Below are 26,888 nucleotides of genomic sequence, written 5' to 3'. Positions count from 1 at the left end.
ATAATTATGATTAAAGATAATTTTGCAGTAAGTATAGAGTATGAAGTAAAAGAAGAAGGAAATGGAGAGGTTTTAGATTCAAATATTGGTTCTAAACCATTAGAATTTATAATGGGTAGAGGTGAGGTTATACGAGGGTTAGAGAATGCTATTGCTTCTATGGCTATTGGCGAGAGTAAAGATATTGTAATTCCACCTAGTGAAGCATATGGGGATTATAATTCAGAATATGTGCAAGAAGTGCCTAGAGATCAATTTGTGGGTATAGATTTGCAAGAAGGTATGACACTTTTTGGTCAAGGCGAAAATGGAGAGACTGTTCAAGTAACTGTTAAAGGTTTCAATGATGAAGTAGCCATTATTGATTATAATCACCCTCTAGCTGGCAAGACATTAGCATTTTCTGTTACGATTTTAGATGCTAGAGAAGCTACAGAACAAGAGTTAAGTTGTGGTATTGGAGGACATCACCATGGTGGTGGCGGAGGTTGTTGCGGTGGCGGAGGTTGTGGTTGTCACTAATTTGTGGTGAAAATTCTTATGCCTACTCTCACTCTCCAATAGAGTTTTATTTCAAGCAAAGTCCTAGAGATTTTGTTGTTGAAGAGGTTCCACTTTATGTATTTAACGGGAGTGGTCCTCATACTATCCTTAAAATGCGCAAAAAAGATTTAACCACTTTTCAAATGCTAAAGATTTTATCATCAAGCTTAGGTGTTAAAGAAATTGATATTGGCTATGCTGGTTTAAAAGATAAAAATGCTTTAACTATACAACATATAAGTATTCCTTGTCAGTTTGAGAAGTTAGTTGAGAATTTCAGCCATGAGAAAATTAAAATTTTAGATATAACAAGACATCAAAATAAGTTAAAAATAGGACATTTAAAAGGCAATAGATTCTTCATTAGAATAAAAAAGCTAAATAAAATAAATAATATAAAAATAACTCAAGTATTAAATGAGATTTCAAAATATGGAATCCCAAATTATTTTGGTTATCAACGATTTGGGATAGATGGAGATAACTATAAGTTAGGGCAAGATATTGTAAATAATAAAGCTAGAATCAAAAACAAAAAAATGTCTAATTTCCTAATTAGTGCTTATCAGAGTTATTTGTTTAATGCATGGCTTTCTTTAAGGATTAATTTTTCAAAAATTGTGGATTGTTATAAGGTAAATGATATCTATGACGCACTATTTGAGTTGTTGCAAAATAATCATATTAGCGAATCTTTTAAGGATAAAGATATGCTTTCTAAAATAAAAACACAAGAACATATATTTAAGGTGCTACCCGGTGAATTTATGTGTCATTATCCTTATGGTAGGCATTTTATTTTAGATGATATTATTAATGATAGCAATAGGTTTTTAAACAAAGATATTTCTGTTCTTGGTGCATTAAGTGGTAAAAAGTTAGAGTTATCACATGATATGGCATTGTTTTTTGAAGATTTGTTTTTGGATTCTAAAATTACTAGCGTTGGTAGTCGAAGGTATGCTTGGGTGTTTTTAGATGATGTGCAATATAATTACAAAGAAGAAGAAGCACAAGGCGAGTTGAACTTCTATTTGCCTAAAGGCTCATATGCTACTACTTTGTTGCGTGAGTTAGCTAGAAGAGAGCTGGACTGCAGTGAAACTATTAAGGAAGATTGTTATGTTTGAAGAAATAATTGCTAAAAACAAGCTAAAAACAAATTGCGTTATAGTTTTGTATTTGTTTATTTTTGTGTTTATTGGGTTGTTGGTTGATATTGTTAGGATAAATGCACCTAGTTTGTCGTATGGATTTTATGTTTTAATTACTTTCCAAGTTCTGCCTGTTGTTACACTAGTATTACTTGGCGTTGCTGCATGTGTTATAGGATATACGATAGGGAATTTTCAGCGTATTTTGCTAAGTGGTAATGAGTATAAAGAAATAATAAACAGAGGTGAAAATAGGATAGAATCCGAGCTTTCTAGTATTTTAGATGAGCTTATTTTAGAAGCTAGATTGGAGTTTAGACCTAAGCTTTATTTGATGGAAGCTCCATTTATGAATGCATTTGCAAGTGGTTGGCATAGGGATAATTCGCTAATAGCATTAACAACGACATTGGTAAGGAATCTAACTAGAGATGAAGTAAAGGCGGTAATGGCACATGAGCTAAGCCATATTAGGCATGGTGATATAAGGCTTACTTTAATGGTTGGTGTTTTAAGTAATATTATGTTGCTAGTTGTTAATTATGGTGTATTTATGTTTTTGGGTAACAATAGAGATAATGGTGCAAATGTAGCTAGAAATATATTGTTGATTTTGCAGTTTATACTCCCGCTAATTACAATAGTATTGCAAATGTTCTTAAGTAGAAGTAGAGAGTATATGGCAGATTCTGGTGCTGTGTATTTGATGAATGGAGATAGTATGCCTATGATTAGAGCATTGCAAAAAATAAGTGATAATTATGCAAAGTCAGATTTTTCTCAAGTTGATAATAATCCAACGAGATCTGCTTTGTATATTTTTGGTTTTAAGGAGATGTTTAGCACTCATCCAAGTATAGAAAATAGAATAAGGATTTTGCAGAGAAAATCAAGGAGGTAATTATGGCAATACAAGAAGCAATTCAAAGTATGTTTGATTTTATAGGTGAGGATAGAAATAGGGAAGGTTTGATAGATACCCCAAAGAGAATTATGCAGAGCTGGTCTCATATATTTGGTGGATATAAGATGGATCCTACAATGATCTTAGAATCTGCTATTTTTAAAGAAGGTGTTTGTGATGAAATGGTAGTGTTAAAAAATGTTGAGTTTTATTCCATGTGCGAACATCATTTTTTGCCATTTTTTGGACATATTTCAATTGGTTATATACCAAATAATAAATTTGTTGGAATCTCAAAATTAGCAAGATTGGTAGAGGTGTATTCAAGAAGATTACAGATTCAAGAAAATATGACAAGTCAAATTGCAGATACAATTATGGAAGTCTTACAACCAAAGGGAGTTATGGTAATCGTGCATGCTAGACATATGTGCATGAAGATGAGAGGAGTAGAAAAGCAAGATAGTGTTATGATAACTAGTGCTGTTAGAGGGTTGTTTAAAAGTGATCATAGAACTAGAGAAGAATTTATGGGACATATAAGAGGCTAATGATTAAGATATTTTCTTGTATTGTTTTGCTCTTTAGCGTTATATTGGCAAAGCCAAGTTTAGAGGTTCCAAAAATTTCAAATGAGGCTAGAAGTAATTTTGATATTTATAGTATAGATTTAGACAATAAAGATTCTAGCTATGAGGTCCAAATTGCAATCCCAAAGAATCTACAAAACCCTAAAGTAATATTTTTGCTTGATGGCACTTCTTTTTTTCCGAGATTTATAAATAAATATAACTCTTATATTGTAGTTGGTATAGGGCATAAAGGAGATGTAGCATTTGATAGGAAAAGACGCACATATGACTATCTGCCACAATCTAATCTACAAGGAAGTGGTGGGGTTTATGAGTTTTTGAGTTTTATTAAAGATATAGTTTTGCCTCTTAGCACAAAGCTAATAGAGGACAAAATAAAAACAAATATAGATTCTAAAATCTTATTTGGACATAGCTTTGGCGGAATCTTTACGCTATATACATTGCTAGAAGATTCCTTATTGTTTGATGAGTATTTTATTGTCTCACCTTCTCTTTGGAGTGAACCTAAATTTGGTAGTTTAGAAATTAAAGAATGTCCTAAATTTGTCTATTATCTGTGGGGTGGCAATGAAGCTAAGAAGACACAAGAATCTATGCCACATATAAACTTTGCAAAGGATTTTGCACTAAAGAATCCAAAATGCAACATAAGCTACAAAGAAGTTGCAAACAAAAATCACGGAGAGATGATAGAAGCAGGATTTTTTGAATTAAATTTATATTGATTGGCATAAAATAATTTACTTTTGTTATAGAAAAAAATTTTATTGTTAAGCTATGAATTAAGCTGATATTTTATTACACTCCATTCTCTTTCTAAATCATCAAGTCTATATCGAGCGTTTGCACTGCTAGTGGAGGGTAGGGTAAAGGCTGGTAAATTTAAAATGGAGATATTTTTAGACCCATTAGTTTTATAGTTATAGCAAAGTGTGTCAAAGGATTTTCTAGTAAGCTTACCATTGCAAAAAATTGCTTTAATTTGACTTTTATAAACAATCTCTGCAACATCATTAAAGTTTAGAATCTCTAAATTTGTATCACTTGAATTATTTGCCTTTCTATTGCATGTTTGCACGCAATCCCAAAGTGCAATATGGTGTTCTAGTAAAAAATTTCTCTGAATTTCTATAATCTCTTTATTTTTTAAATGCTTATCTTTTGAAGTTGGCACAATACAATCAAATACAAGAGCCAAAATGCTCCAAAATCGGTTATTAGAATTCCCATAGTAAAAACCAAAAGATTCTGAAGCAAAGGAGGGAAAAGAACCTAAAATTAGCACCTTAGATTTTGCATTATATACAGGATTAAAAGAATGTTGACAAATATCTATCATTTATAAAACCTATATTTATACAAATTTTTATATGGATTTTTATAGTCACTTTTCTTGCATATATGCTTTACACTTTTGCTAAAAAGTTCTTCAAGTATCTCTAGAGATTTTGCTATGTGTTTTAGGCTATGAGTGTGATAGCTACCTCTTATAATCTTTACTTCTTTTTTAGATAGATAGTGCAAAATATATGCATTTTCCTTACCAAGCCAAAGATTAAATCCTTGTTTTAAACCCATTTTAAAGCTAAGCATAACAAATAACGCCTTACGCATAGAATCTAAAAGATGATTTGCTAAGATAAATTGCTCTCTTAAAAGGGCTTTTTGCACATTGCTAAGTGTGAAATAAAATTCATTACATACATCATCAAAGCATTTTTGGCTTAAATGCGTTATGCTAAAAGGAGTTTGTGGAATAGTGTGTGTAAAAAGATTATCTTTATCCACAAGCACCTTGCTTAGTGGCTCTAGCTCATAATAAGCATTCAAATCCTGCAAAGGAATGATTTTTAAATCAAGTCTCACCCCATTTGCAAAAAGCATTAAAAAACTTACCCAATTTGGTGGTAAATCAGGTTTATAAAACTCCATAGATTCTGGAAGTTGAGAGAAAATAAGCCTCCCAAAATGCTTACTTGTAAAGACTAAAATCTTACTTGGGATTTTTGCACTTTTAATATCGCTTTGTGAAGAAATCTCTAAAAATTCGTGCATAGAATCTAGAGGCACAAAAAATGAAATATCATAATCTTGGTATTTATCTTTTTTGGCTTTGGGATTGACCCTTGAGCCTTCAAGTGTGGCAATAGTGATTGCTTTATGCTTTATTGTGAAGTTTTTTATTGCTTTGATTGTATTTATTTGTGTTTGTTGGTTCATCTATATTAAAGCCTTTGTATTTTTATTTATTTCTTATCAAAATCATAACATGTCTCAAGACTTTCAATATAGAATTCTCTTTAAGTTAGTTTGATGTTAAACGCTTGTTAAGTTCACAAAATATTATTTGTATATTTTTGTAAAATATTATAATTAAAATTATTATTTTTTTAATAATTAAAAGAAATTAAATTAATAATATGATAGAATTTCGCAATTTTTTACATGTTTATGTAGGGAATGTAATTTTAAGGAGGTAAATAACAATGACAAGACGAGATGTTTTAAAGACTTCAGCAGTAGCTTCTATAGCTATAGCAGGAAGTTCATCGCCACTTAGTGCCGTTGGTGCGATTAATGATATACAATTAATTCCACATGCTACACATTTTGGTCCATTTATTGCTAAAGTAAAAGATGGTAAATTTGTAGATGTATTACCAAGTCCGCACGATAAGAATCCAAGTATAATGATGAAATCTATGATCGATAGAGTTTATACAGATTCTAGAGTGAAATATCCTTGCGTTAGAAAAAGCTTCTTAGAAGGTAAAAATGCCCCTGAATTAAGAGGAAAAGAGCCTTTTGTAAGAGTGGATTGGGAGACTGCACTAAATTTGGTTGCTGAAAAAATCAAATCCACTCCAAAAGAAAATATCTATAATGCTGCTTATGGTGGCTGGGGGCATGTAGGGAGATTGCATAACTCAAATATCGTAACTGGAAGATTCTTTAATATCGTTCTAGGCGGTGCAGTAGGCACTGATGGTGAGTATAGTAATGGTGCTGCTGGGCGTGTAAATAATGATATTATAGGTGATTTAGAAGTATATTCTCAACAAACCACACATGAGCAAATCATCAAAAATACAAAAGTATATGTAATGTGGGGAGCAGATTTATTTAAGTGTAACCGCATTGATTATGTTGTTCCAAATCATGTAAATGATCTTTATTACCCAAAATACAAAGAGGCTGGGATTAAATTTATAAATATTGATCCATATTATAATGAAACTGCAGAGATGTTTGATGCAGAATGGATTAAGATTCGTCCAAATACCGATGTTGCACTAGCATTAGGTATGATGCACTATTTATATACAACTGGTAAATATGATAAAGAGTTTGTAGAAAAATATACAGATGGTTTTGATAAATTCTTACCTTATCTTTTGGGTGAGAGCGATGGAATCCCTAAAGATATAGCATGGGCTTCAAAAATTACAGAAGTAGAAGAATCTAAAATTAAAGAGCTATGTGATTTATTTGTAAGTCAAAGCACATTTATAGCTGGTAACTGGGCAATGCAAAGAGCACAGTATGGAGAACAGGCTGATTGGGCTTTAATTAATCTTGCGTGTATGATCGGACAGATTGGCACACCGGGTGGTGGAGTTGGTTTTTCTATGCATTATGCAGGAGGTGGACAAGCAAATAGCGGATATAGAACAACTCCAGGATTATCTCAAGGGAGAAGTAGAGTAGAGTTTTCAATTCCTGCAAGTAGAGTTAGTGAGTGTATATTAAATCCGGGTAAATCCATTAACTTCAAGGGTAAAATAATTACATTCCCAGAAATTAAGATGATTTATTGTTGTGGTGCGACACTTCTAGGTCATCACCCAAATACAAACGAGCTAATAAGAGCTATTAGAAGTGTAGATACCGTAGTGGTGCATGAACCTTGGTGGACACCTATGGCCAAAATGGCTGATGTTGTATTCCCAAGCACTTGCACAATGGAGAGAGACGATATTACAAGCGGAAGCACTTATTCAAGAAATGTAATTTATGCTATGAAAAAGGTTGTAGAACCTACATATGAGCATAGGGATGATTTTGCGATTTTTGCAGAGTTAGCAAAAAAAATTGGTGGAGAAGAGAAGTATCATCAATATACAGGTGGTCTTAGTTATATGGATTGGATTAAGAAATTCTATGCAAGTTCTGATGGTCCTATTTTTAAAGAGTTTGACAAGTTTTGGGAGGATGGGTTTGTAGAGTTTGAAGGTGGGGATTATGAATATGTCCGCCATGCAGACTTTAGATCAGATCCAGAGACAAATAGACTAGCAACTCAAAGTGGCAAGATACAATTCTTTGTTGATAAGTTCGAAGAAGCAAAATTGCCTGATATGAAAGGGCATGTAACTTGGTTTGAACCTAGTGAATATCTTGGAAGTAAGGAAGCTAAACAATATCCATTTCATATGCTTAGCCCACACCCAAGATATAGAGTGCATAGTCAGCTAGATAACACTTGGGTTAGAGATGTATATAAAATTCAAGGGCGTGAGCCAGTAGTAATTAATACAAATGACGCACAAAAACTAGGAATAAAGCATGGAGAGGTTGTAGAGGTATATAACTCTAGAGGTGCTGTTCTTGCAGGTGCGTTTGTAACTGATAAGATAAGAGAAGGAGTAGTGCAGATTCAAGAGGGTGCATGGTATGACCCAGAAAATACAAATGATAAAACGCCAAGATGTAATGCAGGTGCGTGCAATGTGCTAACAAGCTCACGCCCAACAAGTAGGTGGGCACAAGCTACCGCGGTTAATACTTGTCTTGTAAATATTAGAAAACTTGGTAAAGATGAGATTGTAAAGCCTTACAAATCTACATTAACACCAGAAATAATAGGAGCGTAATTATGAGAAAATTAAGTGTTTTTACAATTTTATTAGCTGGTTTGTTTTTTGTTGGTTGTCAAGAATCTTCTACTAAAAGTTCTAGCTCTAGTGAGAGTTCATGTCATACATGCTTTACCTTAGATGAAACGCAGCAAGTAGTAGTGGAAAAACCAAAAAGAGAGGGTGTATATCACTTTGCTACTGAAGATACACAAGTTTATTCTTCTGATGGAAGCAAGGTTATAGGTAGCGTAATTAAAGGCTATGGTTTTGCCGAAGTAAAGGAGCAGGGAGATAAGGTTATTTTAAAAGCTGTTGGATATATAAAAGATGGTGATAGCTTAAATATATATGCTGATGAAGATTTTATTCTACCTGCTATAACTTTAAAAGAAGGAAGTGTAGTAAAGGATATGGAAGTTGCTATACCTAAGGCAAAATTAACAAAAACAGAGAGCGAGATATGGAGTAAGAGCGAGTTTATTTACTATGATAATTGCTCTATGTGTCATGCAGCACACTCTCCAAAAGAGCATACAATTCAAGAGTGGGAAGGCGTATATGGTACTATGAAAGCATTTGCTATGCCTACTGAAGAAGATGATAAGCTAATATGGGAATATTTAAGATCTCATTCTAAAGGTAGCTTCGCACTTGATGAATAATAATTCAAAAATCCTTTTTGGATTTTTGAATCCTGCTTTTACTTTTGTAACTACAATTTAATATTTCAAAGTATATTTATTATTTTTTATGTAAAATTAAGACTATATTAAGTATTCAAAATTATAAATATAAAATAAATTAATAACGGAGAGCATACCATGAATCAAGTCCAAATTATAGTTTTAGATTTTGGCAGTCAATACACCCAATTAATCGCTAGAAGACTTAGAGAGCATGGGGTATATACAGAGATTGTTCCTTATTTTGAAGATATAGAAAAAATAAAATCAAAACAACCAAAAGGCATCATTTTAAGCGGTGGTCCTGCAAGTGTATATGAAGAAGATTCATATAAGCCAGATTCTAAGATTTTTGAACTTGGTATTCCTATACTTGGTATATGTTATGGTATGCAATATATAGCTCATCACTTTGGTGGCAAGGTATTAAAGGCAGATAAGCAGGAGTTTGGTAAGGCGCATCTAGAAGTATTAGGTGGTGAGAAGATAAATTTTATATCTTTTGATAAATATAAAATAAGACAAAATGAGGAATCTATTTTGTTGTTATGGGAAGATTCTGTAAGAGCTAGTCATTGCTTTTTAAAAGAAAGTGATATTATAGAGATTAAAGATGAAGTAAAAGAAGGTTTAAGTGCATGCGATATTTTTATGGTGGCTGAACATGATGGTAGGTTTTTGGGATTTATAGGTTGCATTGATAATAAAATAGAAATGCTTTTTGTGTCTAGTAAATATTTTAATTGCAAAATAGGTAAAGGATTAATTAAATGCGTACTAAATGATAGATCTGATGTTATAGCAGTAGATTGTAATACGCAAAATAATGATGCATTGAGTTTTTATCAAAATATCGGTTTTGAGATTTTTAAAGAAAGTAAAACAGATTCTAAAGGCAGAAATTTTCCTGTAACACATCTAAGGGGTAAAGCAGATAAAATAAGAGAGAATCTTAAAAATATAAAAGAAATCATAATTAGCAAAAGTCAAATTTTTAATAATGTAAAAAATAATAGTATTGTGTGGATGAGTCATGCTGATAGGGTTGAAGAGATTCCACAAGGATTTGTTGAGCTTGCAAAGAGTGGAAATACGCATTATTGTGCTATCGCAAATTTGGATAAAAATATTTATGCTTTGCAGTTTCACCCAGAAGTTGTGCATAGTGAATGTGGAGGAGATATATTAGAGAATTTTGCAATAAATATCTGTATGGCAGATACAAGTTGGAATATGAATTATTTTGCAGAATCTGAAATACAAAAGTTAAGAGAAGTTGCCAAAAGTGGTAAAGTGTTATGTGCAGTAAGTGGTGGAGTGGATTCAAGTGTAGTAGCGACACTTCTTTATCGTGCCATTGGTGAGAATCTTATTCCTGTGTTTGTAGATACAGGACTTTTGAGAGCGGGAGAGAGGGAAGCAGTGGAGGCGATGTTTAGAGAAAACTTGGGCGTACCGCTTATCACTATTGATGCAAGTGAGATTTTCTTAGGCAAACTAAAGGGCGTAACTGATCCAGAAGTAAAGCGAAAAATCATCGGTGAGACTTTTATTGAAGTTTTTGAAGCGGAGGCTAAAAAGCATAATGAAAATGGAGAGATAAAATTCCTAGCGCAAGGCACACTCTATCCAGATGTAATCGAATCTGTAAGCGTAAAGGGACCAAGCAAGACGATAAAAAGCCATCATAATGTAGGTGGTTTGCCTGATTGGATGAAGTTTGAGCTAATCGAGCCATTAAGAGAGCTTTTTAAAGATGAAGTAAGGGCTTTGGGGCGAGAGCTAGGAATGCCTGAATCTATGCTTATTCGTCATCCTTTCCCAGGGCCAGGCTTAGCAATACGCATTATGGGAGAGGTAAATAAGCAAGATTTAGATTTGCTAAGGGTTTGTGATTCTATATTTATTGAGGAGCTTTATAAGCATAATTTATACAATAAAGTATGGCAGGCATTCTGTGTGCTTTTGAATGTCAAAAGTGTGGGTGTAATGGGTGATAATCGCACTTATGATAATACTATTTGCGTGAGAGCTGTAGAAGCACTTGATGGTATGACTGCAACTTTCTCTCATCTCCCACATAGCTTTTTAGAGGGCGTGGCAAATAGAATCATTAATGAAGTAGAAGGGATAAATCGCGTAGTATATGATATAACCTCTAAGCCACCAGGCACGATTGAGTGGGAGTGAGATGCTTGAAAAGTTCTTTAAATACTAAAATATGCAATGATGAATTCCCAATACTACTTAGCCCAAAAGTTGCTGCTATTTGGGCTAGTGAATATCTAGGCAAAAAGGTGACGAGCAATAATATTATTTATCTTTTAAATTATGGAAAAGTTGCAAATCATAGCACAAATAACAAAGAAAATTTGGTAGATAGGAATGAATTAAAAATATATTATGATAAAACCATTAAATCGCAAAAATATTTAGATTCTCCTATTTCTTTTGCACAATACAAAGAAGCTGAAACAACAAAACATATTCATAGAATCCACCCTTACAAAGGTAAATTTATACCACAACTTGTGGAGTATTTTTTAGATTTTCATACTGATTCTTTAAAGACAGAATCATATTTTGCAAAAGGAGATATTATTTTAGATATTTTTGCTGGAAGTGGGACAACATTATGCGTAGCAAATGAACTCAACATGCATGCCATTGGTATTGATATTTCATATTTTAATACAATGTTAAGCAATGCTAAAATTACAAAATATGATTTAAAAATACTTGAAGCAGAAATCTTTAGAATCACAAATGTGCTAAATTCTTATACAAACGCTACGCAGGTTAAAACTTTTGAATTAGATTTAAATAACAAATTAAGCATGTTTAATCAAATGTATTTTCCAAATAAGACTTTTAAACGCCAAGTTGCTTTAAAACAGGTTGATGAAAAACAATATGGAAAAGACAAAGAAGCAGAGTTTTTAAAAATTTATGATGATTTAATCAAGCAATACGCTATAAACCTTACTACAAATTTAAAGGGTAATTTTTTTGAAAAATGGTATTTGGATTCCATTAGGCAAGAAATTATCCTCATAAGAAATGAAATTTTAAAAGCACCAAAAAATCTACAAAATATTTTATCTATTATTTTGAGCAGAACAGCAAGAAGTTGTCGAGCTACCACACATTCAGATTTAGCCACTTTAATAGAGCCTATTACTGCAACATATTATTGTCATAAACATGGCAGAATATGTAAACCTCTTTTTAGTATTAAAAAATGGTGGGATAGCTATGCAAAGGATACTTTAAAGCGACTAAGAGAGTTTGAAAACTTACGTACAGATACAAATCAAATTTGTTTAAATACAGATTCTACAAATGTGAATATTACTTCTCAATTAGAATTGATAGATAAAGAATTTGCCAATCTTGTAAAAACACAAAAAATAGCTGGTATTTTTAGCTCTCCGCCCTATGTTGGTTTAATCGACTATCACGAGCAACATGCTTATGCTTATGATATTTTTGATTTACCACGTAATGATTGTTTAGAAATTGGTAGATTAAGCGAAGGACAAAGTAAGAATGCAAAAGAAAGTTATGTAAAAGGAGTAGCACAAGCCCTAAACAATGCAAGGCGATTTTTAAAGAATAATTACAATGTATTTTTGGTTGCAAATGATAAATTTAACCTTTATCCAAATATAGCACAACTTGCAGGAATGAAAATTGTAAATCGCTATGATAGACCTGTTCTAAATCGTAGCGAAAAAGATAAGAATAAATATAGTGAGAGTATTTTTCATTTAAAGGAGATATAAAATGGAATCAAGAATTATTAAACAAGCTAGAGAATTTTGTTGCGATTTGTTTCCCAACATGTCATTAAATAAGTCACAAGAATTTGAAATTTTTTCTGCATCAATGTTAGCAACAACATTATCCAATAAAATAGATAGTGAAATTTTAAAAGATATTTGGTTAAATGATAATATTTCTGGAATTGATGGATTTTTTATTATTGTTGATAATTCATTATATTCAATCTCTAATTACAATATTCTTCTTACCGAAGATGCGAAATTTAAAAATGTAGAATTTTGTTTTGTAGAGGCAAAAACTTCTAAAAGTGTTGATATTGGAGATATATTGAAATTTTATAATACTCTAACATCTATACTGGAGAGAAAGAATAATTGCCCAAAAAATATTGCGGAATGCATTCATGCCTTTGATAAAAAGTCTCAACAACAGAAAAATATAACTTTAAAGGCTAGTTTTTATTTTTGCACACAAAAAACAGAAAGCGAAATAAAGACTTTAGAAGATAATTGGAGAGACAAAATAAAAACCAATGAAGAAAAGATTGGGGAATTTATTGAAATTAAAACATGTTTAATAGGAAGTGAATTTATAAGAAAAATTTACGAAAGCAATAGAACTGGGCAAGTCAGTATTTCTATACCAAAAAATAATTTAATTTCTATATCTAATAAATGTTTTATTGGATACTTAGATGCTTTATCTTTGCTTCAATCCATTTCTCTTGAAAACAATCAACTTAGGATACTTAATAATAATGTTTTCGAAGATAATATCAGGTTATTTTTAGGAAATACAGATATTAATAGAAATATTCAAAATACTGCAACAACGAAAGATTCAGATTTTCATCTATACAATAATGGGATTACCATAATAAACTCTGAATATAAAAACAATACTAATGATTATATATTTTATTCTATTAGAATCATCAATGGTTGTCAAACAATCAATTCTTTGTTTGAAATATATAAGCATGCTGATGATACTCAAGTAATCAAAAATATAATACTGCCAGTAAAGCTAATTGAAGCTATTGATGAAGATGAAATAGAATTGATTGCAACAAGCGCAAATAGTCAAAATCAAATTGATACCTATCAACTTTTATCCAATAGAGAGTTTTTTAAGTTTCTCGAAGATTATTTTCATAAAAATATTATTGATAATAAATCTATTTTTTACAAAAGAAGAATTGGTCAAATTGATGAGAAAAACTATATAAATGTTGATTTGCTTATAATCATGAGAGCTTTAATGTCATCAATTTTTCACATCCCACATAGAGCTTCTGGGTATTTTGATAGCACCATGAATAAATACTTAGAAAATCTTAAAGGTATCAATCAGGAATCCTACTGTAAACTAATTTATCATGTCACATACCTTTTTGTTTTTATACAAGATTTTTTAAATACAAACAAAAAGGATAAAATACATCTTCTCAAACACCACATCACCTTTATAATCTTTAAAGTAGTAACTTTGGATACCAATTTTAAAAAGCCTAGAAAAATGGGAGATATACCAAACTTAAATGAAAATGAAATAGAAATGGTATGTAGTAAGCTTAATTCTTTGCTTTCTTGCAGAGAAAAATTTGAAAATTTAATCAAACATATTCTTAAACACATCAATGATACAGATTTAAATATTTCAAACATTACAAAAACAAACCAAAAAATTCTTTATTCTCCTATTACTAAAATCATTGATAACTTTGATGATTTTTGCATACAATTACGGGAGTATTATAATGAATAATATAAAAAACAATATCAAAACTCGTCTTACAATAGCTTTGCGCACTAAATTTGAAAACTATAAGCCAGAAACTTCATATATGCCTTTTCATACACGCCTTTTAGGGAAAGATAGAATGGCACTTTATAGCTTTATTCAAAGTCTTAATACTAATTTTGGCACTAGCATTTTTGAACCTGTGGCTGAAGAGTTAGGACATTGTCATTTTGATATTATTGAGCGTCAAAAAGAGGTTGGAAATATCATTACAAAAGAAGCACAAAGGGTTATCCAAGATATTATGGATTCTTTAGAAAGCGGAAATTCTAAGCCCAATAAAAATGATGAAATTGCCAAGATTTTAGATGTGGCACGAAGCGGTGAAACTAGCACTATAAAGCCTACTAAGATAGATTTATTTTTACAGCAACATAATAATGTGTATTTGATAGATATTAAAACCGCTAAACCAAATAAGGGAGGTTTCAAGGAATTTAAGCGCACACTTCTTGCTTGGGTAGCATGCTATGCGTATGCAAATCCACAAGCCAACATTCATTCCCTTATTGCAATTCCATATAATCCTTATGAACCTAAACCTTATGAGCGTTGGACTATGGCTGGAATGCTTGATTTAGACTTTGAATTAAAGGTGGCAAAAGAGTTTTGGGATTTTATAGGTGGAGTCGGAAGCTATGAAATCATTTTGGATTCTTTTGAAGAAGTTGGGCTTGAAATGCGAAATGAGATTGATGAGTATTTTAAAAAATTTCATCTAAGTTAAAGGATTCCCTATACAAAAATACACATTCAGACAATTTATCATTGATGTTTTAGGAAGCTCATCACAACCCCTTACCTTTATGGAGATTTGGGAGAGTGGTGTAAAAATGGGGCTAGATAAGAAGCTAGGAAGCATCGGCAAGACACCTTGGCACAATATTAGTGCATTGCTTTATACTGATATTAAAAATGAAGATTCTCTTTTTTATATCACTTCCAAACAGCCTACAACTTTTTATTTAAAAAATAAGGTAATTCTTACGCAATCCATTCAACTCCAAAAAGAACACCCAGCAAAACATACTAAAGAGAATATAAAAGAACGTTCCCTCCACCCACTTTTAGTAAAATTCTTGTATGAAAATCCTAATTTTAATCTCTATTGCAAAACTATTTTTCATGAAAAAAGCACAAAAAGCATAAGCGGACGTGATAAGTGGAATTATCCTGATATTGTGGGAGTGCATTTTCCTTTTGAAAATGACTACGAGCAAGAGACGCTAAGTTTATTAAAAAACACTAATCAATTTAACTTTAAATTCTATGCCTTTGAGCTAAAGGTGCGTCTTTCGTGGAGTAATTTAAAAGAATCTTATTTTCAAGCTGTCTCAAACTCTAGCTTTGCAAACGAGGGATATTTGGTGGTTTTTGAAGAGTTTGATGATGAGATTTTAGAGGAGCTTATACGTTTAAATGCTAGCTTTGGTATTGGCGTGATAAGGTTAGAATCTAACACAATTGATAGTAACATTATCCTCCCTTCGCACAAAAGAGAGCTTGATATTGCAACGCTTAATATGCTTGTGGAGAAAAATCCAAATTTTAAGGAGTTTATCCAAACTATCAATGAAGATCTAGAGATTGGCAAACGCCACAGAATCTCTAAAAATAGATACGATACAATCCTAGATGATGAAGCAATGCAAAGGCATATAGAAGTCAATAAGCTAAATAATATATAAATTTACTTTTAAGCCTCACTTTATCAGCATTAGCATAATGCTAAGTTATGATATTAATGATACTTGTGTAATTTTAGATATAAATATTTACTATAAAACACCCTCTAGTTTTAATAATGTGCTTTTCTTTTCTAAGCCCCCTGCATATCCTATTAAACTACCATTTGAGCCAATGACCCTATGACATGGCACAATAATTGCAATTTTATTGCTTCCCACAGCTTTGCCTACTGCTTGAGCTGACATGCGTTTTATATTGCGTCTTTTAGCGATAGCTTGTGCGATCTCTCCATAGCTTATTGTTGCTCCAAAAGGTATTTTGCATAAAATTTCCCATACTTCTTTTTGGAAATCACTACCCATCAAGCATATTTCTACACTAAATTTTGGTTCTTTTTTATTGAAGTAAATATCTAACCATTTTTTAGTTTGTGTCAATATATTTGTTTCTTTGTATTGATGATTTGTAATTGTTTTAAAATTGCAATCGTTTTGAAAGGTTAGTCCGATTAAAGCACTGCAATTTGCAGTTAGCATAAGGTTGCCAAGTTGTGAGCTAAAATATGTGTAATACATTTGATTTCCTAATTTTGGTAGTATTATTTTATTAAAATTCAAAATATTTGGTTAAATGCTTATGCTATTGATCTAAATCAATATTTGTATACTTTTTAAAGATTTATACAGATATAATCTACGCCTTGGTAATGTTTTATGATTGAGGTGAGGGTATCGTTAGTCAAGGTGAAATTATTGTTGGTGATAAAAATCACGCATAAAGTGGTTATAAAGCAAGTGGATTGATTTTTACGAGTTTGTAAAAGAGATAGTTAAAAGGGTGGCAAGATAGCATTGGTAAAATTAGATATTGAGATTGCAGAACTTGATATTTTAGATTCTCTAAGCATACAAGGTCCTTATGAGCATATAGAATGCATTATATTTTAGATTCATGAGAGATTTAATAATCCAGTACATCAAGCCATTTAGCCATATTAAGAAATAAATATTTGAAGTATTAATAGGCTATGATTTTTTAATTATTGCATCAATTCAAGTGCATTTATATCTAATCGTTCATTATTATATTTGAGTGCTTGTGTTTCGTCTAGCTTTTGCCAAATAAACATAGGACCAAAAAGCACATCCACTTTTATTTCTAGCGTGTTATTTTTTAGCATAGCTTTAATTGGATAGGTTTTGCCTTTTTCAAAACTATAGATCTTGCCATTACATTTATTATTATTACACTTCATATTTAAAAATATACTGCCACGGATAGGGCGATTTTGTAGGCTTTTATTTGGATTATTAGAATCTACATCTAATTCCATTTGTGGTTGTAAATCCAACACCATAAAATGCTTTATTTTTGCTAAAAATCTCTACCACACTTTGTTTATCTTTAGAATCTTTTGGTAAAAGATAGATACCATTTATATCATTTGTAAATGCAAAACCAGCACTAATCATAAAACAGCCAATTATCTTAAAATTCATGCACTTTTCCTTATATCATTTTTATTAATGCACTTATCCCAATACCAACTGCGGTGCCAAAGATCACACATAATGTAATCCTTTTTGCATAAAAATAGGGATCTAAAATCTTTCTTGCGGTTCTATATCCGCCTAAAATCGCACCGGTAAATCCTCCACCTGGGAAGCCAAAGCTAGAAGCAAAGTAGAGATTCTTGATACTCTTTGATTTAAACCTCTCTCTACCAATAAAACCTTCTTTATCTTGATCGTATCCATAAATCACACCTTTTCTTGTGCGTGTGTAGCGCTCAATCGTCTTTGGCGTGGCGAGCTCTATATGGATACAGTGCTCCATAATATTAGGATACACGCTCTCTAATCGCTTCACTAGTGCATCTTGGAGTTCTTGTTTTTTGGCTTTATAGGCAACTTTATCTAAATTATCCCATTCTTCATAATAGCTATACACCGCACCAACACCAAGATATCTATCATCTCTATCGCTTAGCCCACTATCAATTTTTGAGTAATTCACAAAGGCAAAATCACGGCACTCTATTTGTGTATTTGCAGAATCTGCATTCTTAGAATCAAAAGGGCGATTAAAATATTTCTCATCTACAAGGAAAGTAGAGTAGTCCATATTTGGATAGATCTCGCTTAGATTCTTATCAAATATCATATAGAGTGAGATGAGTGATGAGGTAAGCGTGAAATCCTCTGTAAGTCTAGAATCTTTTTTATATTCACTTGGAGTAAGATTTTTTAAAAGCTTTGTATATACTATATGCGGATCGCAATTTGCGATGATTGTATCTGCATAGACTTCTATTTCTTGTTTAGTCTTTTTATCTATATATTTTACACCTTTTACACTTTTATCATCACACAAAATCTCTACTACATCAGAATCTGCCCTCACTTCCCCGCCATTTTCTCTAACTATCTCACTAAGTGTATCTGAAAGCTTTTGTGAGCCACCTTTTATATATACACCTTTATTGTAGTAGTTGTTTTGTGCTATGGCGTGATAGCTCCAAATAAATTTAAATGGATTATGATGATAATAGGAGATATTAATATTTAAAATTCTCTTTAGTTTAGGATCTTTGATACACGAATCTAACACTTCGCCCACGCTTTTATTGCGCACCATATTATAAGCAAAGAATATAAGTGTAGTTATTGGCGCAAAGAAGAAATCGATAAATTTCATATCAAACGGGAAGCTTCTTATTAAAAAGCTTTGAAAGCCAAGCTTTTTAAAGTATTTTTCAATGCCTTCTTTTTCGTGTGGGAATGCTGCAATAAGTGCTTCTTTTGTATTGCCATGTGGGATTGTTAGAATCTTATTTGGCTTATCTTGCTCTACGATACTCCATGCACTAGGAAGTGTGATAAGATACAGTTTTTTATCCAATCCAAGATGTTTGAAAATCGCGTGTTTCATATCTCGTTTTTCTGTACCAAAATCCATTTCGTGTAATCCTGCATCTACAAGCATACCTTTTCTCTTAAAACAAGTAGCACATCCACCAATCAAGCTATGTTGTTCTAATACAAGCACTTTTTTATTGGCCTTTGATAGCGTAGCTGCACAGCTTAAGCCACCAAGCCCAGAACCAATGATAATTGCATCAAATTGTGTATCCATAATACTCCTTGTTGAATTTAGCATTGTATTATAAAAGTAATATGTAAATTTTTAAATTATTTATATCAATATATATTGATTTATTGATATAAATATGTTATGTTTCTATAAAATTTTAGGAGGTAATTTGTTGTGGAAGTAAAATTATTAGAATCTCTTAAGCTATTTTGTGTTTATTTTATCGAGCTTTCTTTGCTCTTTATTGCTATCTCTGCTGTTGTTAGCTTTATTAATCATAAATGCAAGAATGTTTTTGAAAAACACCTAAGCGAAGATTCTTATTCTAGCTATCTTAAAGCTATGCTTCTTGGTGCTCTTACTCCTTTTTGTTCTTGCTCTACCATTCCATTATTTCGTGCATTTTTAAATACAAATGTAGCCTTTGGCGTGTGTATTGCTTATCTATTTACCTCACCTTTAATTAATCCCATTATCATTGCTATGCTTTTTGTATCTTTTGGGTGGCAAATTACTTTTATATATAGTGCTTTTTTGTTTGTTGTTATTTTTATTATTTCCATTTTAATCCAAAAACTAGATACGCAAAAATTTTTAAAAGAGGATTTTAAAAGCACAAATACTTTATCATTTTCTGCTAATAATCAAGCTCAAAATCCTGCCAAAATCACTTCTTTTAGTATCAAAAAACCTCAAAGTTGTTGTGATGAGAGTAAAAATGCAAACACAGGTTGCTGTGATAACACACTTAAAGATAAATTAAGTTTTAAAGAAATTTTATTTCAATCTTTCAAAGATTATAAAAAGCTTATCCCATACATTACCATAGGTATGGGTATTGGGGCTTTTATACATGGATTTGTGCCACAAGACTTCTTGCAAGATTCTCTAAGTGATTTTGGAGTGCTTAGCATAATTTTTGCAGCATTTATTGGAATCTTGCTCTACATTAGAGTGGAGGCGATTATCCCTATTGGTTTGGCATTGCTTGAAGCAGGTGTCAATGAAGGTGTGATTTTTAGCTTTTTAATAGCAGGTGCTGGGTGTTCTCTTCCTGAACTTATTTTATTGAAAGGTATGTTTAGAATAAACTTTCTAGCACTTTTTGTAGGGCTTATCTTATTTATTGCAATTGGCTTTGGAAGCCTTATTTATTTTCTCTAAAAGAGGTAAAATGGATAAATTTTTAAATATTATCGGTGCGTTAAATGATGAAAGTAGGGTGCTAATACTAGCCTTTTTGGCTCAAAATGGTGAACTTTGCGTATGTGATTTGCAAAATTCTTTAAATATGATTCAATCGCGCCTCTCACGCCATTTAAAAATATTAAAAGATTCTGGATTTTTAGAAGTTAGACGTAAAGGCACTTGGGCATATTATAAGATAATGGAGGATTTATCCCTTTTTCATATTCAGTGTTTAGAGACTATAAAGGAACTTAATTTATCACTCCCTTCGCTTAAGAAGAGTTGCAAGAATTAGGAATTATTTTTGACTTTTATACTACGTTTCCCAATCACACATTGCTTGTAAAATTGGGATTAAGCTTTGTTATCTGTTTGATAACTTATATTCTACCTTTGGTGGGATTTGGTGTATTCTACGCACTATTAGAAGTTCTCTTAGTGTGTTGTTAGCATTTAAAAGATATGGGTATAAATACCGATTTAGTTTATTATGACGCACTGCTTCGCAACGATATAGGATATATAAATACTTACTTGTATTTACCAGCGATAGTGATAGTGTGCAGTTAAATACACCACCATTAAAATCAATTTTTTTGTTTTTCTCCATAGAATCCTTATTTAGATATTATGAGAGTTTTATACACTCATAATATCTACAAAAATTAGGGCTAGATTTTGTTGATTGATATCTTATCCACCAACCTTTTAATGATAGCTATGGTGCGTGGGAAGTGATGAGTGAGTTAAAGAATAAAAGGCTTATCAAAATCGCTTGGTGTGAGAAATTTCTATCCTGATAGGCTTACGGATTTTTGCTTTAACAATGAAGTAAAACTAGCACTTAATCAATTAGAGTGCCACCTATTTTTGCCATGCTTTGATTTTGAAGAGAATATAAAGAAACTAGGTGTAACTACGCAGTCTTTGGGCGTCTTTTGCAGAGGGCAAAATTGGATTTTTGAAAATGAGATTCTAAAAAATATCGCTACAAAATATAGCAAAAGCATAACACAAGTGATTTTATGATGGCTAATAGAGCGAGAAATCGCAGTAATCCCAAAAACTCTAAGCAAAGAGAGAATGGTTGAGAATATTTCTGTGTTTGATTTTACACTAGTTTCTAATGATATGGAATCTATCTCTAAAATCTCTCCATATATTATCTGTAATAATAGAGATGTAAAAACAGCGGAGTTTTTACTGAATTTAGCAAAGTAAAGGTAAGATTCTAAAATTTTCTAACTTCTAAATTTAGGGGCTTTATGCCCTTTGCTTTTAAAATAAATCTATTTCAAACGCTCCAAAATAGACACCTATAAGCTAAAAAATAGTAAAATTGCGTTCTTTAACATTGTTAGTGATGGATAGTATCATTTTCAAATCGTGAGACATAATTAAATGGAAATAATCTTAAAGATACAAGGTTATTAAATGGCAAAAAAGGAAGTGCAAACAGACTTATGGGTATATGAGCTTTTAAAAGAAGCAAATATCAATTTGGTTTATCAAGGTTCGGATATTAAAGAGCTAAATGAAGCCTTAAGCACTGCATCTAAAAAAGGAACAAATAAGCAAGGATATCCTGAATATTGTGGTGTAGTAAAAGATTTTGTAATTGTGATTGAAAATAAAGCAGATGTTAGCAAACATATTAAAAGAAATGAAAATAACATCATCTCACAAGAGCAAAAAGACATAGAAAATTATGCACTCAATGGTGCTTTATGGTATGCAAAACATATTATTAAAAATCAAAATACCTATAAGAAAGTATTTGCGATTGCGGTAAGCGGGGATAGTAAAAAGCACAAAATCACACCAATATTTATTGATAATGGAAAGCTTATTAGAGAACCTTTAGAAGATATTGAAACTTTTATGCTTTTTAATGAAAAAAATATAGAAGAATATTACAAAAGCGTAATTTTAAAAGAAGAATCAAGCAAACAAAAAAACAAAGAAGATATTGAAAAAATTGCTGCTGCTTTACATGAGGATTTAAGAAATTATGGGGCTTTAGATGATAGAAATAAACCCTTAGTTGTAGCTGGAATCTTACTAGCACTTGATGAAATGAAAACACAAGGTTTAGATTTAAATTATCTAAATAATAATGAAATTAAAACAGATGGAATGAAAATTCATGAACTTATCGATTCAAAAGGTAAAACTTGAAAAAGTTTTATCCCAATTTTCTGTGATTAAGGATACCAAAAAGATTAACGAGCTTTGCGAAATTACTGATAAAAAAGGCTTGAAAATCAATTACACTCCTTTAAAGCATTATGCAAAATTTATTAAAGAAAATATTTTTGATTCTATTCATGTTATAAAGAATTCTAATGATTATTTAGGAATATTTTATAGTGAGTTTATGCGTTTTAGCGGTGGTGATGGACAGACTTTGGGTATCGTGCTTACGCCTACACATATTACAGAACTATTTTGCGATTTAATAGATTTAAAAGCTAACGATAGGGTGCTTGATCCTTGTTGTGGAACAGGCAGTTTTTTGATTACTGCTATGGATTATATGCTCTTAAAAGCCAAAAATGAAAGACAAAAAGAAGAGATTAAGAAAAATCAGCTTTTTGGTTTTGAATTGCAATCTTTTATGTTTGCCGTTGCTACTGCAAATATGGTGTTAAGAGGAGATGGTAAAAGTAATTTATATGATGAGGATTTTTTAAAGCAAAATCCTTTAAAACTTCAAGAAAATTTTATGGCAAATGTTGGGTTTATGAATCCCCCTTATTCTCAAGGAAAAATTGATAAAAACTTAACCGAAATTGCATTTAGCGAACATCTTTTAAATTCTATTTTAAAAGGTGGAAAAGTTGTTGTTATCGTGCCACAATCTGCCATGACAGGCAAAAGCAAAGAAGAAAAAGCCATTAAGGCAAATATTTTAAAACATCATACTTTAGAGGGTGTAATCACCTTGAATAAAAATACTTTTTATGGTGTAGGGACTAATCCTTGCATAGCCGTTTTTACCGCTGGAATACCTCATGATAAAGATAGGATTTGTAAATTTATTAATTTTGAAGATGATGGCTATGAAGTGCAAAAACACAAAGGTTTAGTTGAAACCATACATGCAGAAGATAAAAAAGCGTATTTATTAAAGGTTTGGCGTGATGAATTAGAAGCACCAAGTAAATTTTGTGTCAAAACCACAATAGAAGCAGATGATGAGTGGTTACATAGTTTTTATTATTTTAATGATGAAATTCCAACACATGAAGAATTTGAAAAAACAATGGCGGATTATCTTACTTTTGAATTTAATATGATAACGCATGGCAGAGGTTATTTATTTGGTTTAGAGGATGAAAAAATGCAAAATGATTTAGCTGGTGTTGAATGGAGAGAGTTTAAAATAAGTGATGTGTTTAAAATTGTAAATTCTAAGGCATATCATAAAACAGAGCTTAAAATTAAAGATGGAACAATTCCATATATTACAAGAACATCATTCAATAATGGGCTAGAGTGTTGCATAATAAACAATAACTTTAAACTAAACCCAAAAAATACTATTTCTTTTGGTGCCGAAAATGCTGATTTTTTTTATCAAGAACAAGAATATATTACGGGCAATAAAATGTATTTTTTACAAAATGAAAGCGTAAATAGATATACAGGATTATTTCTTGTGAGAATATTGCAAAGCAGTATTAAAAATTGTGGATTTGGTTATGGCAAAGGACTTACGGGCACAAGACTTAAAAATAGAACTTTGATTTTACCTATAGATTCTAAAGGTAATCCAAATTGGCAGTTTATGGAAAGCTATATGAAAAACATAGAGCAAAAATATATTAAAGATATTTTAGAGTATTACAATAAAAAAATAGCTGATAACTGCGGGGGGGGGGGGACAAAACTAGCAGTTTCTCTTATCTTCTTAATACACACTCAGAGTATCCAAACACCTTGCAACAACGCATTTTCATTGAGGATGGCCTCATGAAAATCGCAAATGAGCAATTGAGTTTAGAGAATCTAGAATGGAAGAAATTTTATTTTGCCGATATTTTTAAAGAAATCAAGCGAGGAAAAAGATTAATTAAAGATAATCAAATTCAGGGTGAAACTCCTTATGTTTCTTCAAGTGCTTTTAATAATGGCGTAGATAATTTTATAGACAATCGTAAAAATGTAAGAAAATTTAGCGATTGTATTTCTTTGGCAAATAGTGGGAGTGTCGGCAGTGCGTTTTTTTACTCTTATGAGTTTATTGCAAGCGATCATGTTACGCAACTTATACAACCTAAATTTAATAAATATATTTATTTGTTTTTGCTTCCAATTATTACTCGCTTAAGTGCTAAATATAGCTTTAATCGTGAGATTAATGACAAAAGGATTAAAAGAGAAAAATTATTACTCCCCATAGATTCTAAAGGCAATCCAGATTGGCAATTTATGGAATCCTATATGAAAGATATAGAATCTAAAAAAACGCAAGATATTTTAAAATATTATCAAGAAAAACATGTGCCATAAATCTAAAGTGTGCTTTATGTAAAAATAAAAGCATGGTTTTATATGCAGATTCTAAGATAAACGCAACACAAGAAGCTAGAAAACGCTACGAGTTATATTATAATGAAGAATTTGTTGCTAAAGAGATAAAAAAGCAATTCTTGCTAAACTTGGGTGAGGTTTTAGTTTTACGATATTGTGTGAGGGATTATAAATGCAGTGCAAAAACTTTGATAAAGCTAACTTAGATGAGTGTGTATCTTTGTATATAGATGTATTTTCAAAAGAGCTATGGTGTGAGCAAAATTGCCCCAAAAAGATAAAAGAATACTTTTTAATGCTTTTAGAGATGAATACATTTTTAGGGTTTATGCTTGTAAAAGATAGTCAGATTATAGGCGTTTGCGTGGGCTATATCAAGCCTTATACACTTGATGATAAAGTCGCTAAAGAATATGCAATTGAGCAGTTTTTTATCGCGTATAAATATCAAAATAAAGGCCATGGCAAGCAGTTTTTAGAAACTATAAAAACGCAGTTAAAGATGCAATATGTAGATATTAATGCTATGATTTTGAATACACAGCGTAAATATCCGGCATTTAGATTCTATAAATGCTGTGGCTTTGAAGCACTTGATGAATATGCGATTTTGGCGTGTGATATAAAGGCTGATTGATGAAAGAGTGTCATTTTATTCCTATTGATTTAAAATCTTACAAAAGAGCAGAGCATTTTAAGTTTTTTAGTGCAAATCCTTGTGGTTTTTCGCTAAGTGTGGAACTTGAAGTGCAAAATTTGCTGAATCATAAACAAAAGGGATATAGCTTTTCAAATCTTATTCTTTATTGTATTTCTAGGAGTGTGAATGAGATAGTAGAATTTAGAATGGATTATAAAGATGGGATTTTAGGCTATTATGAAATCTCTCACCCAAGCTATACTATTTTTCATAAAAATAGTGAGACTTTTAGCTCTCTTTGGAGTGAATATGATGAGGATTTTGCTACATTTAATGAGAAACTGCAAAGCGATAAAACGGAGTTTGGTGAAAATCTAAGCTATGAGGCAAAGGCGACAAATTTGCCAAATATATTTTTTATATCTTCGCTTCCCTGGATTAGTTTTAAGGATTTTAATTTGCAAATTGATAGAAGCAAGTTTTATGCGCCAATTTTCACTCTATCAAAAATACAGGATTCTAAAATTTTGCTAAATATTAATGTTAATCACGCAATTTGCGATGGCTATCATGTAGCAAAGTTTGTAGAATCTTTGCAAGAAGCTATTAATAATTTTAAGGAGTAAGAATGAAAAATATACTTTTATTAAATGGATCTAAAAGTTTTGGGCACTCTGGTGGTAAGCTAAATGATACTTTACATAATGTGGCAAAAGAGACTTTAGAATCTCTAGGGCTAAATGTGAGTGAAACGCGTATAGATAAAGGCTATGATATAGAATCTGAAGTGCAAAAGATTCTAGATTCTGAAGCTATCATCTATCAAATGCCTGGTTGGTGGATGGGTGAGCCTTGGATTGTCAAAAAATACATTGATGAGGTTTTTAGCACAGGGGCTGGAAAACTCTATGCAAATGATGGTAGAAGTAGGGAAGATGTGAGTAAAAAATATGGCAGTGGTGGGCTTGTGAAGGATAAAAAATATATGTTTTCTCTTACTTGGAATGCACCGCTTGAAGCCTTTAATGAAAAGGAACAATTTTTTGAAGGCGTGGGCGTAGATGGAGTGTATTTGCACTTACACAAAGCACATCAGTTTTTAGGTATGAAACCACTACCTACTTTTATCTGCAATGATGTGATTAAAAATCCACAAGTAGAGAAGTATATAAAGGATTATAAAGTGCATTTAATAAATATTTTAAAGATATAAAATAAGGAATTTTGACTATAAAGTTAATTTCTATATGTTATCCAAAAGAAGAATGTAGAGAATAATTTTTATAGGTTGCTTCAAATCTTGCCTTAAAAAGCATAAAAGATATTATCTCTTAACTAAATAGAAAAATGTGGAGAATCTTATTTGTATAAGAGTAGGAAAGCTAATCTAAATAGCTTAAGCTTATACAAAGCG

The 26,888-nt window shown here is 31.5% G+C and carries 29 protein-coding genes and 3 pseudogenes; 25 read left to right on the top strand and 7 right to left on the bottom strand.

Going from position 1 to position 26,888, the window contains the following annotated elements; genetic code table 11:
- Positions 1–6 precede the first annotated feature (6 nt).
- Genes PF022_RS04940 through PF022_RS04920 form a run of 5 tightly spaced genes read left to right on the top strand, consistent with a single transcriptional unit; the run spans position 7 to position 3,922 of the window.
- The gene (locus PF022_RS04940) at positions 7–522 is read left to right on the top strand and encodes an FKBP-type peptidyl-prolyl cis-trans isomerase (RefSeq protein ID WP_271020908.1); all 516 of its coding nucleotides are present in this window, start codon (positions 7–9) and stop codon (positions 520–522) included.
- Complete coding sequence (gene truD, locus PF022_RS04935) at positions 513–1,673, top strand: tRNA pseudouridine(13) synthase TruD (protein ID WP_271022983.1); 1,161 nt, start codon at positions 513–515, stop codon at positions 1,671–1,673. The genes PF022_RS04940 and truD overlap by 10 nt, the downstream gene beginning before the upstream one ends.
- The gene (gene htpX, locus PF022_RS04930; RefSeq protein WP_271023044.1) at positions 1,660–2,598 is read left to right on the top strand and encodes a zinc metalloprotease HtpX; all 939 of its coding nucleotides are present in this window, start codon (positions 1,660–1,662) and stop codon (positions 2,596–2,598) included. Before truD ends, htpX begins: the two co-directional genes overlap by 14 nt.
- A gap of 8 nt (positions 2,599–2,606) precedes the next feature.
- Positions 2,607–3,152 carry a GTP cyclohydrolase I FolE gene (folE, locus tag PF022_RS04925; protein ID WP_442908585.1) on the top strand — a complete coding sequence of 182 codons (546 nt, stop codon included), beginning with the start codon at positions 2,607–2,609 and terminating at the stop codon, positions 3,150–3,152.
- Positions 3,152–3,922, top strand: a complete 771-nt coding sequence (locus PF022_RS04920) for an alpha/beta hydrolase (protein WP_271022980.1) — start codon at positions 3,152–3,154, stop codon at positions 3,920–3,922. The genes folE and PF022_RS04920 overlap by 1 nt, the downstream gene beginning before the upstream one ends.
- A 50-nt stretch (positions 3,923–3,972) precedes the next feature.
- On the opposite strand, the gene PF022_RS04915 is transcribed toward PF022_RS04920, so the two are convergent.
- A complete protein-coding gene (locus tag PF022_RS04915; RefSeq protein ID WP_271022978.1) occupies positions 3,973–4,536 on the bottom strand; it encodes a DNA-deoxyinosine glycosylase in 564 nt (187 codons plus the stop codon).
- Entirely contained in the window at positions 4,533–5,417 is an 885-nt protein-coding gene (locus PF022_RS04910; RefSeq protein ID WP_271022977.1) for an aminoglycoside 6-adenylyltransferase, read from the bottom strand. The genes PF022_RS04915 and PF022_RS04910 overlap by 4 nt, the downstream gene beginning before the upstream one ends.
- Before the next feature lie 260 nt (positions 5,418–5,677).
- Between PF022_RS04910 and PF022_RS04905 the strand changes: the two genes are divergently transcribed.
- The 9 genes and pseudogenes from PF022_RS04905 to PF022_RS04875 all read left to right on the top strand — a co-directional run bounded on the left by PF022_RS04905 (position 5,678) and on the right by PF022_RS04875 (position 16,016).
- The gene (locus PF022_RS04905; protein ID WP_271023042.1) at positions 5,678–8,071 is read left to right on the top strand and encodes a molybdopterin-dependent oxidoreductase; all 2,394 of its coding nucleotides are present in this window, start codon (positions 5,678–5,680) and stop codon (positions 8,069–8,071) included.
- 2 nt (positions 8,072–8,073) lie between these two features.
- On the top strand, positions 8,074–8,718 hold the full coding sequence (locus PF022_RS04900; RefSeq protein WP_271020914.1) for a hypothetical protein: 645 nt from the start codon (positions 8,074–8,076) through the stop codon (positions 8,716–8,718).
- 159 nt (positions 8,719–8,877) lie between these two features.
- Positions 8,878–9,213, top strand: a pseudogene (locus PF022_RS08910) (glutamine amidotransferase-related protein); the annotation flags it as partial.
- 66 nt (positions 9,214–9,279) lie between these two features.
- Positions 9,280–9,606, top strand: a pseudogene (locus PF022_RS08905) (GNAT family N-acetyltransferase); the annotation flags it as partial.
- A 105-nt stretch (positions 9,607–9,711) separates the two neighbouring features.
- Positions 9,712–10,929 (top strand): annotated as a pseudogene (guaA, locus tag PF022_RS08900) (glutamine-hydrolyzing GMP synthase); the annotation flags it as partial.
- Positions 10,930–10,934: 5 nt separating this feature from the next.
- Positions 10,935–12,524: a DNA methyltransferase gene (locus PF022_RS04890; RefSeq protein ID WP_271020916.1), complete on the top strand. Its 1,590-nt coding sequence runs from the start codon at positions 10,935–10,937 to the stop codon at positions 12,522–12,524.
- A gap of 1 nt (position 12,525) precedes the next feature.
- A complete protein-coding gene (locus PF022_RS04885) occupies positions 12,526–14,292 on the top strand; it encodes an AIPR family protein (RefSeq protein ID WP_271020917.1) in 1,767 nt (588 codons plus the stop codon).
- Positions 14,285–15,055 (top strand): TdeIII family type II restriction endonuclease, encoded by a 771-nt coding sequence (locus tag PF022_RS04880; protein WP_271020918.1) that lies wholly within the window; start codon positions 14,285–14,287, stop codon positions 15,053–15,055. Before PF022_RS04885 ends, PF022_RS04880 begins: the two co-directional genes overlap by 8 nt.
- Before the next feature lie 10 nt (positions 15,056–15,065).
- Entirely contained in the window at positions 15,066–16,016 is a 951-nt protein-coding gene (locus PF022_RS04875) for an HTH domain-containing protein (protein WP_271021002.1), read from the top strand.
- 90 nt (positions 16,017–16,106) lie between these two features.
- Here the strand turns inward: PF022_RS04875 and PF022_RS04870 are convergent, their stop codons facing one another.
- The 4 genes from PF022_RS04870 to PF022_RS04855 form a co-directional block, all read right to left on the bottom strand.
- Positions 16,107–16,592 carry a methylated-DNA--[protein]-cysteine S-methyltransferase gene (locus PF022_RS04870; protein ID WP_271020919.1) on the bottom strand — a complete coding sequence of 162 codons (486 nt, stop codon included), beginning with the start codon at positions 16,590–16,592 and terminating at the stop codon, positions 16,107–16,109.
- A 464-nt stretch (positions 16,593–17,056) separates the two neighbouring features.
- The gene (locus PF022_RS04865; protein ID WP_271020920.1) at positions 17,057–17,350 is read right to left on the bottom strand and encodes a DUF2147 domain-containing protein; all 294 of its coding nucleotides are present in this window, start codon (positions 17,348–17,350) and stop codon (positions 17,057–17,059) included.
- Complete coding sequence (locus tag PF022_RS04860) at positions 17,328–17,516, bottom strand: hypothetical protein (protein ID WP_271020921.1); 189 nt, start codon at positions 17,514–17,516, stop codon at positions 17,328–17,330. Before PF022_RS04860 ends, PF022_RS04865 begins: the two co-directional genes overlap by 23 nt.
- Before the next feature lie 10 nt (positions 17,517–17,526).
- The gene (locus PF022_RS04855; protein ID WP_271020922.1) at positions 17,527–19,152 is read right to left on the bottom strand and encodes a phytoene desaturase family protein; all 1,626 of its coding nucleotides are present in this window, start codon (positions 19,150–19,152) and stop codon (positions 17,527–17,529) included.
- 132 nt (positions 19,153–19,284) lie between these two features.
- On the opposite strand from PF022_RS04855, the gene PF022_RS04850 reads away from it, so the two are divergent.
- Positions 19,285–20,274, top strand: a complete 990-nt coding sequence (locus tag PF022_RS04850; protein ID WP_271022975.1) for a permease — start codon at positions 19,285–19,287, stop codon at positions 20,272–20,274.
- 10 nt (positions 20,275–20,284) lie between these two features.
- Positions 20,285–20,593, top strand: a complete 309-nt coding sequence (locus PF022_RS04845) for an ArsR/SmtB family transcription factor (protein ID WP_271022974.1) — start codon at positions 20,285–20,287, stop codon at positions 20,591–20,593.
- A gap of 69 nt (positions 20,594–20,662) precedes the next feature.
- Here PF022_RS04845 and PF022_RS04840 read toward each other — a convergent pair whose 3' ends face one another.
- A complete protein-coding gene (locus tag PF022_RS04840) occupies positions 20,663–20,908 on the bottom strand; it encodes a hypothetical protein (RefSeq protein WP_442908584.1) in 246 nt (81 codons plus the stop codon).
- 170 nt (positions 20,909–21,078) lie between these two features.
- Here PF022_RS04840 and PF022_RS04835 point away from each other — a divergent pair, with 170 nt between their 5' ends.
- The 9 genes from PF022_RS04835 (at position 21,079) to PF022_RS04795 (ending at position 26,687) form a co-directional block, all read left to right on the top strand.
- Entirely contained in the window at positions 21,079–21,327 is a 249-nt protein-coding gene (locus tag PF022_RS04835) for a hypothetical protein (RefSeq protein ID WP_271022973.1), read from the top strand.
- A 54-nt stretch (positions 21,328–21,381) separates the two neighbouring features.
- Positions 21,382–21,519, top strand: a complete 138-nt coding sequence (locus PF022_RS04830) for a hypothetical protein (RefSeq protein WP_271022972.1) — start codon at positions 21,382–21,384, stop codon at positions 21,517–21,519.
- A 213-nt stretch (positions 21,520–21,732) separates the two neighbouring features.
- The gene (locus tag PF022_RS04825) at positions 21,733–22,476 is read left to right on the top strand and encodes a hypothetical protein (RefSeq protein WP_271022970.1); all 744 of its coding nucleotides are present in this window, start codon (positions 21,733–21,735) and stop codon (positions 22,474–22,476) included.
- A complete protein-coding gene (locus tag PF022_RS04820; RefSeq protein ID WP_271022969.1) occupies positions 22,445–24,277 on the top strand; it encodes an N-6 DNA methylase in 1,833 nt (610 codons plus the stop codon). The genes PF022_RS04825 and PF022_RS04820 overlap by 32 nt, the downstream gene beginning before the upstream one ends.
- Entirely contained in the window at positions 24,274–24,813 is a 540-nt protein-coding gene (locus PF022_RS04815) for a restriction endonuclease subunit S (RefSeq protein WP_271022968.1), read from the top strand. The genes PF022_RS04820 and PF022_RS04815 overlap by 4 nt, the downstream gene beginning before the upstream one ends.
- A gap of 32 nt (positions 24,814–24,845) precedes the next feature.
- Positions 24,846–25,040 (top strand): hypothetical protein, encoded by a 195-nt coding sequence (locus PF022_RS04810; protein ID WP_271022966.1) that lies wholly within the window; start codon positions 24,846–24,848, stop codon positions 25,038–25,040.
- Positions 25,007–25,471 carry a GNAT family N-acetyltransferase gene (locus PF022_RS04805; RefSeq protein ID WP_271022964.1) on the top strand — a complete coding sequence of 155 codons (465 nt, stop codon included), beginning with the start codon at positions 25,007–25,009 and terminating at the stop codon, positions 25,469–25,471. The genes PF022_RS04810 and PF022_RS04805 overlap by 34 nt, the downstream gene beginning before the upstream one ends.
- Positions 25,471–26,100: a CatA-like O-acetyltransferase gene (locus tag PF022_RS04800; RefSeq protein ID WP_271022962.1), complete on the top strand. Its 630-nt coding sequence runs from the start codon at positions 25,471–25,473 to the stop codon at positions 26,098–26,100. The genes PF022_RS04805 and PF022_RS04800 overlap by 1 nt, the downstream gene beginning before the upstream one ends.
- Positions 26,101–26,102: 2 nt before the next feature.
- Entirely contained in the window at positions 26,103–26,687 is a 585-nt protein-coding gene (locus PF022_RS04795; RefSeq protein WP_271020932.1) for an NAD(P)H-dependent oxidoreductase, read from the top strand.
- Positions 26,688–26,888 lie beyond the last annotated feature (201 nt).

Source organism: Helicobacter sp. WB40 (genome assembly GCF_027859275.1).
Lineage (GTDB): Bacteria > Campylobacterota > Campylobacteria > Campylobacterales > Helicobacteraceae > Helicobacter_D > Helicobacter_D ibis.
The sequence above is the reverse complement of the archived record's forward strand: the minus strand, read 5'-3'. Positions and strand labels throughout refer to the sequence as shown.